The sequence below is a fragment of the Microbacterium murale genome, assembly GCF_014635185.1.
GTDB classification, from domain to species: domain Bacteria; phylum Actinomycetota; class Actinomycetes; order Actinomycetales; family Microbacteriaceae; genus Microbacterium; species Microbacterium murale.
The window spans coordinates 187,304-203,074 of the sequence record NZ_BMCM01000003.1 but is presented as its reverse complement, the minus strand read 5'-3'; the positions used below and the strand labels follow the sequence as shown (position 1 = coordinate 203,074).

Below are 15,771 nucleotides of genomic sequence, written 5' to 3'. Positions count from 1 at the left end.
TGTGACCAACTACGAAGAGATCGACTTCTCGCCCATCGTGGCACTCGCGGGCGATGAGGTCGTCACGCACTCCCCCGTTCGCGACATCCGCCTCCCGTCCGGCAAGACGTTGGCGCTCATCACGCTCGACAACGGACGTGACCACACCCGCCCGAACACACTGGGTCCTGCCACCCTCACCGAACTCGGTGAGACGCTCGCGAGCGTCAAGGCCCGCGCGGCCGCCGGCGAGATCCAGGCGGTCGGCATCACCGGCAAGCAGTACATCCTCGCCGCCGGTGCCGACCTCTCCGACATCTCGAAGGTGCAGTCGAAGGAACAGGCTCGGCTCATCGCGCAGCTCGGCCACAAGGTGATCGGCTCGCTCAGCGATCTCGGCGTGCCGTCGTTCGCGTTCGTGAACGGCCTGGCTCTGGGCGGTGGCCTCGAGATCGCATTGAACTCGACCTATCGCACGGTCGATGCCTCTGCAGCCGCTGTCGCGCTGCCAGAGGTCTTCCTGGGCATCATCCCTGGCTGGGGCGGCGCCTACCTGCTGCCGAACCTCATCGGCATCGAGAACGCACTCGAGGTCGTCATCTCGAACCCGCTGAAGCAGAACCGCATGCTCAAACCGCAGCAGGCGTTCGACCTCGGGATCTTCGACGCGATCTTCCCCGCGGCGAACTACCTCGAGAACTCACTCGCATGGGCCGACGCCGTCCTCGGCGGCAAGAAGGTCGAGCGCAAGAACGAGCCCGGCAAGCTGGAACGACTGACGAAGTGGCCGATCGCGATCAAGATGGCGCGCGGCATGCTCGAGTCGAAGATCGGCACCGTGCCGAAATCGCCGTATGCGGCCCTGGAGCTGCTGGACAAGGCGAAGAGCGGGACGTCGCCCAAGGACAAGGCCGAAGGCTTCGCACGTGAGGACGAGGCGCTCAGCGAGCTCGTCACGGGCGATCAGTTCGCGGCATCCATGTACGCGTTCGACCTGGTGCAGAAGCGGGCGAAGCGCCCGGTCGGCGCACCTGACAAGGCACTGGCGAAGAAGGTCACCAAGGTCGGCATCATCGGCGCGGGTCTCATGGCCAGCCAGTTCGCGCTGCTGTTCGTGCGCAAGCTGCGGGTGCCGGTGCTCATCACCGACATCGACCAGGCGCGCGTCGACAAGGGCGTGTCCTACATCAACGATGAGATCGGCAAGCTCGAGGCGAAGGGGCGTCTGGACGCCGACGGCGCCAACCAGCTGCGCGGGCTCATCCACGGCACGGTCGACAAGAGCGAATACGCCGACTGCGACTTCGTGATCGAGGCGGTCTTCGAAGAGGTCGGCGTCAAGCAGCAGGTGTTCGGCGACATCGAGAAGTTCATCGCCGAGGACGCCATCCTGGCGACCAACACCTCTTCGCTCTCCGTGGAGGAGATCGGCGCCAAGCTCGCTCACCCCGAGCGTCTCGTCGGGTTCCACTTCTTCAACCCGGTCGCGGTGATGCCCCTGATCGAGATCGTCAAGACACCCGGCACGAACGAGCAGACCCTCTCGACGGCCTTCGTGGTCGCGAAGGGGCTCGGCAAGAACGCCGTGCTCACCGCCGACGCTCCCGGCTTCGTGGTCAACCGTCTGCTCGCGAAGGTCATGGGCGAAGCAGCACGCGCGGTCTACGAGGGAACCCCCGTCGCAGACGTCGAGAAGGCCTTCGGTCCGCTCGGCCTGCCGATGGGACCGTTCCAGCTCATCGACCTGGTGGGCTGGAAGGTCGCGGCCCACGTGCAGGACACGATGGTGCGCCACTTCCCCGACCGCTTCTACGCGAACGAGAACTTCCACGCACTCGCCGAACTCGATCAGGTCGTCGAGAAGGACAAGGGCGGCCGCGTGACCGGTTGGACGAAGGCCGCCGAGAAGGCACTCAAGGGCCACGTCGCAAGCACTCCGGCTTCAGCCGAGACGATCCTGCGACGCGTGCAGGACGGTCTCACACAGGAGATCAAGCTCATGCTCGATGAGGATGTGGTGCCGGAGGTCGAAGACATCGATCTCTGCCTGATCCTCGGCGCCGGCTGGCCGTTCATCGACGGAGGCGCGTCGGTCTACCTCGATCGAGAGGGCGCTTCCGAGCGCGTGTTCGACGGCACGTTCCACACTCCGCCGATCCGCGGGATCGCGCACAGCTGACACTGAACCGCTCGCCCGTGAAGGGGCCGTGTCCTCGGACGCGGCCCCTTCGCTGCGTCCTTCCGGCCAACCGTTCACGAAATCCGGGTGAACAACGCGTGCTGAGCTGTGATGTGGCCTGACTTGGCGCGAGTCTGCAGGCAGAGTGTGAGTGTGGATGCGATATTCAGCGCACTGGGCACCGGGACGATGAGTACTCTCGTCAAGTCCGGTACCGCCGTCCTCACGACACTGCTCGTGGTTCCCGCGCTTCTGAAGCTGTTCATCGTGACGGTCGACGAGGGCTGGGCCGCCATCCGGACCCGCAACGGCAAGCCGATCATCCGCAAGGCCGGCGCACGGAGTGTCCGTACCGGAAAAGGCACCGCAGGCGAAGTCGTCGTGCTGCACTCGGGATCGCACGGCGCGTTCCCGCTGTTCTACTGGTACAAGCTCGTCGACGTACGCGTCCGGTCGACGGATCTGCCCGCTCGTCATCTCACGGGTGCGACAGGACATCAACACCTCATCCACGCCTCCTTCGAATGGCGTCCCGTCCCCTCGGGCCGGGATCTGCGGGTGTTCGAACTCGACGTCGTCAACGTGAAGGAACGAGCCGCGAACATCGTCGGTGCGGCTCTGCGCGACGTCATCCACGTGACCGACGGCGCTGTCCTTCCGCGCAACGAAGACGTCAACGTCATGGTGCTGGCCCAGTGCGCAGAACGCGCGCTGTCGGCCGGAGGCATCGAGATACTCTCCGTCATGATCACCGGTGATGCACTCACCGACGGCTACCTGCTGTCGCAGGCGCTGCGCGATACCGACCGTGGTCCTGCAGCGGTCGCGGCGCTTCACGCCCTCAACTGAGCAGCTGTCGCGACGGCAGCGCTGTCAGAGCCGCTCAGCGCCGATCGTGCAACGGCAGATCGATGGCGCCGGTCTCGCCTGCATGACGAGCGACGGGGATGCGGGTGCCGAGCACCTGCGCGACGATGTCCTGTGCGATCTTCGGTGCGGTGAGACCGGCATCTGAGAGGATCTGGTCACGGGATGCGTGATCGATGAACTCATCGGGAAGGCCCAGCTCATCCACTGCGGTATCGATCCCCGCCTCGCGGAGCACCTGACGCACCCGTGTGCCGATGCCACCGACGCGGATGCCGTCCTCCAGCGTGATCACCAGGCGATGGCTCCTGGCGAGTTCAAGCACCGACGGCTGCACGGGAATCGCCCAACGCGGGTCGATCACCGTCGCTCCGATCCCCTGCGCACGCAGGCGCGTCGCGACATCCATCGCCATGGCGGCGAACGGCCCGATCGCGACGATCAGCACGTCTTCGCTCTCTCCACGCGAGAGCACATCGACACCGTCATCGAGGCGCTCGACCGCGGGGATGTCCGTGGCGACCTCGCCCTTCGGGAATCGGATCACGGTGGGCGCGTCATCGACGGCCACCGCCTCATCCAAGGACTCCTTCAGCCGTGCGCCGTCTCGGGGCGCCGCGATGCGGATGTGCGGCACGATCTGCAGCATGGCGAGATCCCACATGCCGTGGTGGCTCGGGCCATCTGGCCCCGTCACTCCCGCGCGGTCGAGGACGAATGTGACACCGGCCCTGTGCAGCGCGACATCCATCAGCACCTGGTCGAAGGCGCGCCCCATGAACGTGGCGTAGAGAGCGACCACCGGGTGCAGTCCACCGAACGCAAGCCCGGCGGCGGATGCCACGGCGTGCTGCTCGGCGATGCCCACGTCGTAGACCCGGTCGGGGAAGCGCTCCGCGAACGGGGCGAGGCCGGTCGGGCGCAGCATCGCCGCCGTCATCGCGATGACTTTCGGATCGCGCTCACCCACCCGAACGAGAGAATCGGAGAACACGTCGGTCCAACTCTGCCCGCTGGTCGAGAGCGGCTCGCCGGTGGCCGGATCTATACGGTTGACGGCATGGAACTGGTCGGCCTCGTCATCGCGGGCAGGCTGATAGCCCCGGCCCTTCTCGGTGATCGCGTGCACCAGCACTGGAGCACCATACGACTTGGCCAGCTCCAGTGTCTCCATGAGAGCCGGGAGGTCATGACCGTCGACGGGGCCGAGGTACTTGATGTCGAGATTGGAATACAGCGCTTCGTTGTTGGTGAAGCGCGAGAGGAACCCATGCGTGCCACCGCGGATGCCGCGGAACATCGCACGCCCGACCGGGCCGAAAACGCGGAAGAATCGGTCGGACTTGCGGTGCAGGTCCTTATAGGCCCCCGCTGTGCGCACACGGTTGAGGTAGCGAGACATCCCGCCGATGGTCGGGGCGTAGGAGCGGCCGTTGTCATTGACGACGATCACGAGGTTGCGATCGTTGTCGTCGGTGATGTTGTTCAGTGCCTCCCACGTCATGCCGCCGGTGAGGGCGCCATCGCCCACGACGGCCACGACGTGGCGGTCCGAGCGGCCAGTGGCTGTGAGCGCTCTGGAGACGCCGTCGGCCCAGCTCAGCGAGCTGGACGCGTGCGAGGATTCCACGACGTCGTGCGGGCTCTCGCTGCGCTGCGGGTAGCCGGCGAGTCCGCCGCGCACGCGCAATGCGGAGAAGTCCTGCCTGCCGGTGAGCAGTTTGTGCACGTACGACTGATGACCGGTGTCGAAGATGATCGGGTCGTCCGGTGATTCGAAGACCCTGTGCAGGGCGATGGTGAGTTCGACGACGCCGAGGTTCGGGCCGAGATGTCCGCCGGTGCGGGAGACCTTCTGGACAAGGAACTCCCTGATCTCCGCGGCGAGTCCGACGAGTTCGTCGGGGGTGAGGTCATCGAGATCTCGTGGTCCGCTGATGCGCTGCAGAATCGGCATCCGCCCTCCTCCTCGTTCCGGGAACCGGGTCGATCACCCACTCAGTCCCGCCCGTCGATTCTATCCTCGCAGCCCGAGAACTTACGGTTAACCCGGTTGCGCCGCGCCATGATCGCAGGTATGCCAGAGGGCCCGGGCGACCAGCGCCCGAGCCCTCTCACAGCGACGATCAGACCAGCGAACGCAGCACGTACTGCAGGATTCCGCCGTTGCGGTAGTAGTCGGCTTCACCAGGGGTGTCGATGCGGACGACCGCGTCGAACTCCACGACCTGCTTGCCCTCGGGCGAGTGCTCGCTCGGAGTGGCGGTGACGTGGACCGTCTTCGGTGTGGCGCCTTCGTTGAGCTCTTCCAGACCGGAGATCGAGACGACCTCGGTGCCGTCGAGGCCCAGCGACTCCCAGCTCTCGCCCGCGGGGAACTGCAGCGGAACGACGCCCATGCCGATCAGGTTCGAGCGGTGGATGCGCTCGAAGCTCTCGGTGATGACGGCCTTGACGCCCAGTAGGCTGGTGCCCTTGGCTGCCCAGTCGCGCGACGACCCGGAGCCGTACTCCTTGCCGCCGAAGATCACCAGCGGCGTGCCGGCCTCCTGGTAGTTCTGGCTGGCGTCGTAGATGAACGACTGCGGCGCGTCGGGCTTCGTGAAGTCGCGCGTGTAACCGCCTTCGACCTCTGCACCGTCGTTGACGGCGCGCACGAGCTGGTTCTTCAGGCGGATGTTCGCGAAGGTGCCACGGATCATGACCTCGTGGTTTCCACGACGCGATCCGAAGGAGTTGAAGTCCTTCTGGCGCACGCCGTGCTCCTCGAGGTACTTCGCAGCCGGGGTCGCGGCCTTGATGTTGCCCGCGGGGCTGATGTGGTCGGTCGTGACCGAGTCGCCCAGCGTCGCGAGCACCCTGGCGCCGGCGATGTCGGCGACCGGAGTCAGCTCCATCGTCATGCCCTCGAAGTACGGAGGACGACGCACGTAGGTGGACTTGTCGTCCCACTCGAAGATCGGGCCGGTCGGCGTGGGCAGGCTGGTCCAGCGCTCGTCGCCGTCGAACACGGTGGCGTACTGCTTGATGAACTGCTCGCGGGAGATCGACGAGTCGATGACTTCCTGGATCTCGGCGGGTGTGGGCCAGATGTCCTTCAGGAAGACATCGTTGCCGTCGCTGTCCTTGCCGAGCGCATCGATCTCGAAGTCGAAGTGCATGGAACCTGCCAACGCGTACGCCACCACGAGCGGCGGAGATGCGAGGTAGTTCATCTTGACGTCCGGGCTGATGCGACCCTCGAAGTTGCGGTTGCCCGAGAGCACGGCCGTCACGGCGAGGTCGTGGTCGTTGACCGCAGCGGAGACCTCATCGATCAGCGGACCCGAGTTGCCGATGCAGATCGTGCAGCCGTAGCCGACCGTGTAGAAGCCGAGGCCCTCGAGGTCCTTGTCGAGACCGGACTTCTCGTAGTAGTCGGTGACGACCTTGGAGCCGGGGCCGAGCGTCGTCTTGACCCACGGCTTCTGCTTCAGGCCGCGTTCGCGCGCCTTACGAGCGAGAAGACCCGCCGCCATCATCACCGAGGGGTTGGACGTGTTGGTGCACGAGGTGATCGCCGCGAGAGTGACCGCACCGTGGTCGAGGATGTAGCTCTCGCCATCGGGAGTGGTCACCGGAACCGGCTTGGAGGTGCCGTTGACCCCGCTGGAGATGTGCACAGGGCGCGTGTTGTGGTCCTCGTCGCCGGGGCCCGCACCCGGGTCGGATGCCGGGAACGAGTGCTTGGACTCGAGGTCGACGAGCGAGTCCGAGGTGGACGGGTCGGCGTAGTTGACGATGTCCTGCTCGAACTGCGTCTTGGCTTCGGAGAGGAGGATGCGGTCCTGCGGGCGCTTCGGGCCTGCGATCGACGGCACGACCGTGCTGAGGTCGAGCTCCATGTACTCGCTGAAGACGGGCTCCTTGTCCGCGTCGTGCCACAGACCCTGCAGCTTCGCGTACTCCTCGACGAGGGCGACGGCCTGCTCGTCGCGACCGGTCAGACGCAGGTAGTCGGTGGTGACGTCGTCGATCGGGAAGATCGCCGCGGTCGAACCGAACTCGGGCGACATGTTGCCGATCGTGGCGCGGTTGGCCAGCGGCACGGATGCGACGCCGGCACCGTAGAACTCGACGAACTTGCCGACGACGCCGTGCTTACGCAGCATGTCGGTGATCGTGAGCACGACGTCGGTCGCGGTGACACCGGCGGGGATCTCGCCGGTGAGCTTGAAGCCCACGACGCGCGGGATGAGCATCGAGACGGGCTGGCCGAGCATGGCAGCCTCGGCCTCGATACCGCCGACGCCCCATCCGAGCACGCCGAGGCCGTTGACCATCGTCGTGTGCGAGTCGGTGCCGACGCAGGTGTCGGGGTAGGCCTGGAGGACTCCGCCGTTGACGCGGTCGTAGATGACCTTGGCGAGGTGCTCGATGTTCACCTGGTGAACGATGCCGGTGCCGGGAGGCACGACCTTGAAGTCGTTGAATGCCGTCTGGCCCCAGCGCAGGAACTGGTAGCGCTCACCGTTGCGCTCGTACTCGATCTCGACGTTGCGCTCGAGCGCATTCTCGGTGCCGAACAGGTCGGCGATGACGGAGTGGTCGATGACCATCTCAGCCGGCGAGAGCGGGTTGATCTTGTTCGGGTCGCCGCCGAGGGCGGTGACCGCCTCGCGCATGGTCGCGAGGTCGACGATGCAGGGCACACCGGTGAAGTCCTGCATGACCACGCGCGCCGGCGAGAACTGGATCTCGGTGCTCGGCTCTGCCGCGGCATCCCACGATCCGAGCGCCTCGATCTGCGACTTCGTCACATTCGCGCCGTCTTCGGTGCGGAGAAGGTTCTCGAGGAGCACCTTCAGGCTGAACGGGAGCTTCTCGAAGCCCGGAACCGTGTCAACACGGAAGATCTCATAGTCGGTACTGCCGACCGTCAGGGTGCTCTTGGCACCGAAGCTGTTAACGGTGGACACGAATCCGTCTCCTTCTTGTCTGATGGGAGCGACAGGCGACTCCATCTTGCTCGCGTGCGACGCTGTCGGCTAGCAAGGCACACCTAACAGTGTGCGCCGTGAAAGCCTGTCTGCGAAAGCCCACTATTTATCTTGATGTCAAGATAAATCTATCACGAACGGGATGCCGTGGACTGCGGCGACTCGCGAGGATAGAGCGCTCGCACCACGAGCCAGGTGACCGCGATCAAGGGGGCGAACAGCGGCAGCCCCATGATGAGTTTGAGCGTGCCGAGCGCCGTCACCTGATCGGTCAGGTAGAGCGGCAGCTGCACCGCCAGACGCGCGAAGAACAGCGCGGCCCACGCGATGCCGAGCCATCGGAACGCGCGGCGTTTGCGCTTGTCGGTCCGCCATGCCGTGGCCTCCCCCATGAGGAAGCCGGCGGCGATGCCGATCAGCGACCAACCGATGAGGGCGGAGACGAGGAAGACCGTTCCGTACACGGCGTTCGTGATGAGCCCCGGCACGAAGTTGTCAACGCCGCGACCGGTCCACAGCGCGAGGGCAGCCGCTGCGCCTGCGGCGATCAACCCGCCCAGCGCCGCCGAGGGCGGCGACTTCTGCACCAGACGCACGATGGTGAACACGGCAGCGAGCCCGACGGAGACGCCGAGCGCGAGGATGAGCGGTTCGGGTTGGAGTGTGAACAGGACGACGAACGCGAGGCTCGGGAGCACCGATTCCAGTACGCCGCGCCATCCGCCGATCGCCGACCAGACGACCTTGTGCGTGCTGGCTTCCTCTGCAGGATCCAGGCCAGCCCTGCGCGCGGCACCGCCGAGTGCGGCGCCGAGCAGCTCAGACGTGCTCTGCTCGCGTGCCTCGTCGCCTTCGCGGTTCTCGCTGCTCACGCGGATCCGGGCGTCGCCGGCATCTTCAGCGGGATCAGGTCGCGCGGCGGCATCGGTGCGCCTCCGCGGACCACGACGATCGAGCGGAAAAGATCCTCGATCTTCGCTGCGGCTTCGGGATCCGACGCCGCGGATCCGCCGATCACTCCGCGAAGGAACCAGCGCGGTCCGTCGACGCCGACGAAACGCGCAAGGCGCAGCTCCGACCCTTCGGATGCGGGGCTGGGCACCTCGGCGAGAAGTTCCTTGCCGAGGGGGCCTTCGCGCTCTTCGACACGACCGCCCTGCTGGCGGACCTGGTCGACCAGCTGCGCACGGGTCTCGTGCCAGAGCCCGAGCGTGCGCGGCGCGGCGAAGGGCTGCACCTGGAGCGACGAGTCGGCATAGTCGAGTCCGACGGCGACGATGCGCTTGGTCTGCTCCTCGACCTCGAGGCGCAGATTCAGACCCTCGCGCGGGAGGATCTTGATCCCCCCGAGGTCGATGTACGGGCGGATCGGGTTCGCCTCGGACTCATCGAACGGTCCGTCTGTCGAGCGGTTCGCCGGTGCCGACTTCGACGGCGGCTGTGTGATCTCTTCAGTCATCTGCTGTTTCCTGCCTGTTCGGCGCCCTGCGAGGGCGCCTGATATCCGGTGGATCCGAATCCGTCCGCACCGCGGGCGCTCTCCGGAAGCTCGTCGACCGGGATGAAGTTCGCGCGCGTCACCGGCATCAGGATCAACTGGGCGATCCGGTCTCCGACCGCCACATCGTACGCGCTCGATCTGTCCGTGTTGAGCAGACTCACCTTGATCTCACCGCGGTATCCCGCATCCACCGTGCCGGGTGCGTTGACGATCGTGATCCCGTGCTTGGCGGCGAGACCGCTGCGCGGCACGACGAACGCGGCGTAGCCGTCCGGCAGTGCGATCCGCACGCCGGTGGGCACGAGGGCACGTTCTCCCGGCTCGAGTCGCACGGCCTCGGCCGCCACCAGATCGGCACCGGCGTCGCCCGGATGGGCGTAGTGCGGCACGACAGACGCGATAATGGGGAGATCAACGGAATCGCTCACCCCACGAGGCTAATGCAGAACCCCACCCCTGACACGCTCGTTCGCTACCGCGAACGTCTTTCCCCGAGCCTGTGGCTGCTCGTGACAGCAGCCGTGGTCGGGCCGATGGTGGCGCTCTCGTTCACGCCGCTCGGGTCGCTGCTCGCACTCCTGTTCGGCGCGGCGGCTGCTCTGCTGCTGATCATCACGCTCATGACGGCGTCACCTGCGGTGCGCGTGATCGGCACGATGCTGCATGCCGGCAGCGCGCACATCGACGTGCGCTGGCTCGGCACCGGCGTCGCCCTGACCGGCGAAGAGGCACGCGAGGCACGCGGTACGGCGTTACCCGCACGCGGCTGGCACCTCATCCGCGGCGGCATCGACGGAGTCGTGGTCATTCAGAACACCGACCCTGACGACCCCGTGACCAGCTGGACCATCTCCACGCGCACCCCGGATCGGCTGCTCGCGGCGATCCGCGATGCCCAGATCGCGGCATCCGCTCACAGCTGAACGAAGCGGGCTGAGAACGAAGCCGGTCGACCTCGAACCTCTCCTGGTACGACAACGCGCCCCAAGCCATTCGTCTGGGGCGCGTGAACGCGGTGCGTCTGCGGTCAGGCAGCGCACTCCTTGCAGATCGGACCTTCTGCGCCTTCGTGATCGAGCTGCGAGCGGTGCTTCACGAGGAAGCAGCTCATGCAGGTGAACTCGTCCTGCTGCGCGGGCAGCACGACGACATCGAGTTCGAGGTCGGAGAGGTCGGCACCCGGGAGGTCGAAACTCGACGGGTTGTCGGAGTCCTCGTCGCCGGTCGTGCCAGACAGTTTGTCCGGCACACGCTCCTTGAGGGCTTCGATCGACTCGGAGTCGTCTTCGCTCTTTCGGGGGGCGTCGTAGTCGGTTGCCATGCGGTAGATCTCCACTTTCATGGTGCTAGTGGGCGGTGCGCCGTCGGGTACGCGGCGGGCATAGTTTGCACGACGCGGAGACATTTAGCAAATGCCGCCACGCGCAGCAGATCAAACTCACGGCACGCCCAGCGTATTCCCGGCTGTGGGCGCCTCTGCGTGACACCATGATCGAACACCCATCAGAGGGGCATTCGCATGGAAAACGTCACTATCGTCGGCACCGAAGACGACCTGCTGATCCTCGCCACCGGTTCCGGCGAGCGATTCGCGCTGGCCATCGACGACGTGCTGCAGCGCGAGATCCGACGCGCGCGTCGCCGAGACTCAGACGACGCCCCGCGCGTCATGGCTAGCCCTCGCGAGATCCAGGCGCACATCCGCTCCGGGCTCTCGGCCGTTGAGGTCGCCGAGCTTCTCGGGATCGGCGTCGACGATGTCGCCCGCTTCGAAGGACCTGTGCTGGCCGAGCGCGAGCACATCATCGGACAGGCACTCGCGGTACCGGTGCTCATCGGCAGCGAGGTCGAACCCGACGCCCAGCCGACCTTCGGCGTCGCGATCCACGCGAAGCTCGCCGATCTTCAGGCATCCGCAGAACGCTGGGCGAGCTGGAAGGACGAATCCGGTTGGATCGTCAAACTCGAGTTCGACGCCAACGAGGTATCGCACGATGCCCGCTGGAGCTTCGACCCGCGCCGCAGCGCGCTCTCGCCCCTGAACGCGGATGCCACGCAACTCTCGCGGCAGGGTTCCCTGCCCGAGGGCCTCATCCCTCGCCTGCGAGCCGTCGACAGCGATCGCACCGAGTCTCCGTACAAGGACGACAGTCGCTTCGATTCCGGTGCGTTCGGGCCGCGGCTGCTGCCCGCTCTGGAGGCCGACGTCGAAGAGCCCCTGCCGCCGGAGCGCTCCAACGCGGCAGCGCAGGCCGCTGCGATCAAGCGCGCGCCCGACGAGTCGGTGACGAGTGCTGAGACGGCCGATCTGCTCGAAGCACTTCGCAGACGCCGTGGACAACGTGAGAGCGCGCCGCTGCTGGATGATGAGTTCTCCGAGCAGCACGACCGGGCGGAAGAGTCGGGGCCCATCGCGCTGTTCGAGTCTCTCGAGCCGGAGTACGTGGAGCAGAAGCCGAAGCGCACACCGGATCCTGCGCCCCAGGACTCGGCGAATGACACCTCCGGACGACGTCGCCGCCGCAATGCGATGCCGTCGTGGGACGAGATCGTCTTCGGCGCACGCACCGACGACTGATTCTCACGCACCGACGAGTGAGCCGACGCGGTTCCGCGCTCGATCAGACCGCGAACGCCCCACGCCGGATATACGGGACCTGTCGTTCCTCGGGTGTCAGTGCACCATGCTGGCCGACCATCCCGCGCGCACGCTGGTCTTCGGCGGTGCCGTCGTAGAACGCCCTGTTGCCGCGCGCGATCACCAACAGGTCGCCGATGCGAGAGGCCGCTTCGGGCGTCACACGCGCACCGAACATGCCGGTCGCGATCGCCTCGGTGCCGCTGAGCACGTCGGCGTCGCCCTCGCTCGCGAGTCGCCATCGCTGAAGGACCGCCTCGGCATCGATATCCGACTCCAGGTACACGTGCAGCATGCGGGGCTCTCCTCCGATGTGTCGCACCCCGTCCAAGCGGGAGTCGCCCTCATCGAGGATGACGTGCCGATGCGGAGGAACGTCGATCATGCCGTGATCCGCCGTGACGAGCACGCCGATCTGGCTCGGCGGGACCACAGCGAGCGCTCCGTCGATCTCTTCCAGCGCCGCGATCCATTCCGCGGACGCGACGCCGTGCTTGTGCCCTGCCTTGTCGGCTTCGGGGAGGTAGCAGTAGACGAGCGAGCCCGGATTGTCAGCGGCGAGCTGGTAGGCGACGGTCACGCGTTCGGCGGGCGTCTTCGCCGCGACGAACGCGGCACCTCGCATCGTCGCCCGTGTGAAGCCGCTGTGCGCGTAGGCGGCGATGCCGACTGCGAAGGCGCCATGCCCCGCCGCGACGGCTCGCTCGAACACCGTTGGTGCCGGTTGCCAGACCAGCGGATCGATGCCGTCGTTCTCCCATCCGGAGAGCTGATTCACCAGCCTGTCGTGCTTCCGATCGAGCACGCGGTAGCCCACCAGACCATGCTCGCCGGGCTCCAGGCCGGTGAGAGTGCTGGTCAGCGCCGCCGCCGTGGTCGTCGGGAACACCGAGTGGGCGACGTCCTTCTTGCCGAGCCCTGCCGTCAGGTGACGGGCATGGCCGGCGTGTCCGCGCAGCTGGATCGCACCGAGTCCATCGACGACGACGAGGACAACCGATCGGGCGGGTCTCAGTGCCCCGTCTGCGCCCTCCAGCGCCATCAGCAAGTCGCCCGCCACCCCGGTCAGGCTCCGGGCTGGCGACGGCGCGGACGGTAGAATCAGAGACATCCGAGCCAGTCTTTCACAGGCCCAGCAACGTCCCCAGGAAGTCCATGCCCCGCACCGAATCCGCCGAGCCCGTCGAGGAGCGCATCCAGGACATCGATCTGTCCTCCGAGATGCAGGGATCATTCCTCGAGTACGCATACTCGGTGATCTACTCCCGCGCGCTTCCGGATGCCCGCGACGGACTCAAGCCCGTGCAGCGCCGCATCCTGTATCAGATGGCGGAGATGGGGCTGCGACCGGAGCGCGGCCATGTCAAGAGCGCCCGCGTCGTCGGCGAGGTGATGGGAAAGCTGCACCCGCACGGCGATTCTGCGATCTACGACGCCCTCGTGCGCCTCTCGCAGGATTTCGCGCTTCGTGTTCCGCTCGTCGACGGACATGGAAACTTCGGCTCCCTCGACGACGGCCCCGCCGCATCCAGGTACACCGAAGCCCGCCTCGCACCCGCCTCGCTTGCGCTCACCGAGAACCTCGACGAAGACGTCGTCGATTTCGTACCGAACTACGACGGCCAGTTCCAGCAGCCGGCCGTGCTTCCGGCAGCGTTCCCCAACCTCCTCGTCAACGGTGCCAGCGGGATCGCCGTGGGCATGGCGACGAACATGGCGCCGCACAACCTCATCGAGGTCGTCGCCGCAGCGATCCACCTGTTGGACAATCCTGACGCCACACTCGACGAGCTGATGGAGTTCGTTCCTGGGCCCGACTTCCCCTCCGGCGGCATCATCATGGGCCTGGACGGGATCAAGGACGCCTACTCCAACGGTCGCGGCGCCTTCAAGGTGCGCGGCAAGGTCTCCGTCGAATCCATCGGCCCCCGCCGTACCGGCATCATCGTCACCGAGCTGCCGTACATGGTCGGCCCGGAGCGACTGATCGAGAAGATCCGCGATGCCGTGCAGGCGAAGAAGCTGCAGGGCATCAGCGACGTGAACGACCTCACGGACCGCCAGTACGGCCTGCGCGTCGCGATCGGCATCAAGACCGGCTTCGACCCCAATGCCGTGCTCGAGCAGCTGTACCGGCTGACGCCGCTGGAAGACTCGTTCAACATCAACAACGTCGCGCTCGTCGAGGGGCAGCCGCGCACGCTCGGTCTCAAGGAGATGCTCAGCGTCTACGTTGGCCACCGGCTCGAGGTCATCACCCGCCGCAGCCGCTATCGTCTCGCCCGTCGCGAGGAACGACTGCACCTGGTCGAAGGACTGCTCGTCGCGATCCTCGACATCGACGAGGTCATCCAGGTCATCCGCTCCTCGGACGATTCAGAGCAGGCACGCGCACGTCTACGGACCGTGTTCGACCTCTCCGAGGCGCAGGCCGAGTACATCCTCGAACTCCGTCTTCGCCGTCTGACGAAGTTCTCCCGCGTCGAGTTGGAGACCGAGCGTGACGCGCTACAGGCGGAGATCGCTCAACTTCGCGAATTGCTCGGAAGCGAGGTGCTGCTGCGTGCGCAGGTCGCCAAGGAACTGGATGCAGCGGCCGAGGCATACGGCACTCCACGGCGCACGCTGCTGACGAACGGCAAGCCCGCAGCCCCGCGCCGCGCGAAGGCGGGCGAGCCCGATCTGCAGATCGCCGACGCGCCGACCGTCGTCGCGTTGTCGACGACGGGTCGCGCGGTGCGCGTCGACCTCGCGGAGGGACAGGAGCTGTCCAGACCGGCACGCCGCAGCAAGCACGACGCGATCCTCTCCACCGTGACCACCACGGTACGAGGAGAGGCCGGCGCCATCACCACGACAGGGCGACTGCTGCGCTTCTCCCCCGTCGATCTGCCGTCCGTTCCCGGCACGTCGGTGCAGCTCGCCGCCGGCACGCCGCTGCGTGACTACCTGGGCATCACGTCGCGCTCGGAGAAGGTTCTCGCGCTGGTGGATCTGTCCTCCGACGTCCCGGTGGCGCTCGGCACGGCGCAGGGGACGATCAAACGCATCGTGCCGTCCGGTCTTCCTGTGCGCCCCGAGATCGAAGTCATCTCCCTCAAGCCCGGAGATGCGGTGGTCGGTGCGGCCGCTGCTTCAGACGACTCCGAAGTGGTCTTCATCACGACCGACGCTCAACTGCTGCACTTCGCCGCGTCAGCGGTGCGTCCGCAGGGCGCAGCGGCCGGCGGCATGGCCGGCATCAAGCTCGGCTCCGGAGCGGCTGTGCTCTTCTTCGGCACCGCTCCTGCGACTGACGACGTGGCCGTCGCGACGGTGTCCGGCGCCGAAGGCGTGATTCCTGGAACGGATGCCGGACGCGCCAAGGTCTCGGCCTTCGCCGAGTTCCCCGCCAAGGGACGAGGAACGGGCGGTGTTCGCGCGCACTCGTTCCTGAGGGGCGAGGATCGACTCACCGTGGCATGGGCAGGCGCAGCGCCCGCATACGCGGTGGGTGCCGACGGCGCCGTGCGCAAGCTTCCGGAGACTCCGGCCAAGCGCGACGCATCGGGTCAGCTGATCGACGGCGTGATCGGCTCGATCGGCCGCCCCGTCATCTGACCTCTGGCCGGCGTCTCATCGACCGGCC

12 protein-coding genes are annotated in these 15,771 nt (G+C 66.6%); 5 read left to right on the top strand and 7 right to left on the bottom strand.

The genetic code is table 11. The annotated features are described in order from the left end of the window. Position 1: 1 nt before the first annotated feature. Both IEV67_RS10525 and IEV67_RS10520 read left to right on the top strand, forming a co-directional pair. Positions 2 to 2,158: a 3-hydroxyacyl-CoA dehydrogenase NAD-binding domain-containing protein gene (locus tag IEV67_RS10525; RefSeq protein ID WP_188436876.1), complete on the top strand. Its 2,157-nt coding sequence runs from the start codon at positions 2 to 4 to the stop codon at positions 2,156 to 2,158. 153 nt (positions 2,159 to 2,311) lie between these two features. Continuing rightward, entirely contained in the window at positions 2,312 to 3,007 is a 696-nt protein-coding gene (locus IEV67_RS10520; RefSeq protein ID WP_188436528.1) for an SPFH domain-containing protein, read from the top strand. Positions 3,008 to 3,041: 34 nt separating this feature from the next. On the opposite strand, the gene dxs is transcribed toward IEV67_RS10520, so the two are convergent. The 5 genes from dxs to dut all read right to left on the bottom strand — a co-directional run bounded on the left by dxs (position 3,042) and on the right by dut (position 9,933). Next, on the bottom strand, positions 3,042 to 4,982 hold the full coding sequence (dxs, locus tag IEV67_RS10515) for a 1-deoxy-D-xylulose-5-phosphate synthase (protein WP_188436527.1): 1,941 nt from the start codon (positions 4,980 to 4,982) through the stop codon (positions 3,042 to 3,044). 169 nt (positions 4,983 to 5,151) lie between these two features. Further along, positions 5,152 to 7,983 carry an aconitate hydratase gene (locus IEV67_RS10510; RefSeq protein ID WP_306440990.1) on the bottom strand — a complete coding sequence of 944 codons (2,832 nt, stop codon included), beginning with the start codon at positions 7,981 to 7,983 and terminating at the stop codon, positions 5,152 to 5,154. A 152-nt stretch (positions 7,984 to 8,135) separates the two neighbouring features. Next, positions 8,136 to 8,876: a DUF3159 domain-containing protein gene (locus tag IEV67_RS10505; RefSeq protein WP_229703024.1), complete on the bottom strand. Its 741-nt coding sequence runs from the start codon at positions 8,874 to 8,876 to the stop codon at positions 8,136 to 8,138. Beyond that, complete coding sequence (locus tag IEV67_RS10500; RefSeq protein ID WP_188436525.1) at positions 8,873 to 9,463, bottom strand: DUF3710 domain-containing protein; 591 nt, start codon at positions 9,461 to 9,463, stop codon at positions 8,873 to 8,875. Before IEV67_RS10500 ends, IEV67_RS10505 begins: the two co-directional genes overlap by 4 nt. Then, a complete protein-coding gene (dut, locus tag IEV67_RS10495; protein WP_188436524.1) occupies positions 9,460 to 9,933 on the bottom strand; it encodes a dUTP diphosphatase in 474 nt (157 codons plus the stop codon). Before dut ends, IEV67_RS10500 begins: the two co-directional genes overlap by 4 nt. Before the next feature lie 12 nt (positions 9,934 to 9,945). Between dut and IEV67_RS10490 the strand changes: the two genes are divergently transcribed. Further along, positions 9,946 to 10,428: a DUF3093 domain-containing protein gene (locus IEV67_RS10490; protein ID WP_188436523.1), complete on the top strand. Its 483-nt coding sequence runs from the start codon at positions 9,946 to 9,948 to the stop codon at positions 10,426 to 10,428. 104 nt (positions 10,429 to 10,532) lie between these two features. On the opposite strand, the gene IEV67_RS10485 is transcribed toward IEV67_RS10490, so the two are convergent. Further along, positions 10,533 to 10,826, bottom strand: coding sequence for a DUF4193 domain-containing protein (locus IEV67_RS10485; RefSeq protein ID WP_033107339.1), 294 nt, complete (start codon positions 10,824 to 10,826; stop codon positions 10,533 to 10,535). 198 nt (positions 10,827 to 11,024) lie between these two features. On the opposite strand from IEV67_RS10485, the gene sepH reads away from it, so the two are divergent. Then, positions 11,025 to 12,083, top strand: coding sequence for a septation protein SepH (sepH, locus tag IEV67_RS10480; RefSeq protein WP_188436522.1), 1,059 nt, complete (start codon positions 11,025 to 11,027; stop codon positions 12,081 to 12,083). A 43-nt stretch (positions 12,084 to 12,126) separates the two neighbouring features. On the opposite strand, the gene IEV67_RS10475 is transcribed toward sepH, so the two are convergent. Then, positions 12,127 to 13,254, bottom strand: a complete 1,128-nt coding sequence (locus IEV67_RS10475; protein WP_188436521.1) for an alkaline phosphatase family protein — start codon at positions 13,252 to 13,254, stop codon at positions 12,127 to 12,129. Positions 13,255 to 13,298: 44 nt separating this feature from the next. On the opposite strand from IEV67_RS10475, the gene IEV67_RS10470 reads away from it, so the two are divergent. Then, positions 13,299 to 15,743 carry a DNA gyrase/topoisomerase IV subunit A gene (locus tag IEV67_RS10470; protein ID WP_188436520.1) on the top strand — a complete coding sequence of 815 codons (2,445 nt, stop codon included), beginning with the start codon at positions 13,299 to 13,301 and terminating at the stop codon, positions 15,741 to 15,743. Positions 15,744 to 15,771 lie beyond the last annotated feature (28 nt).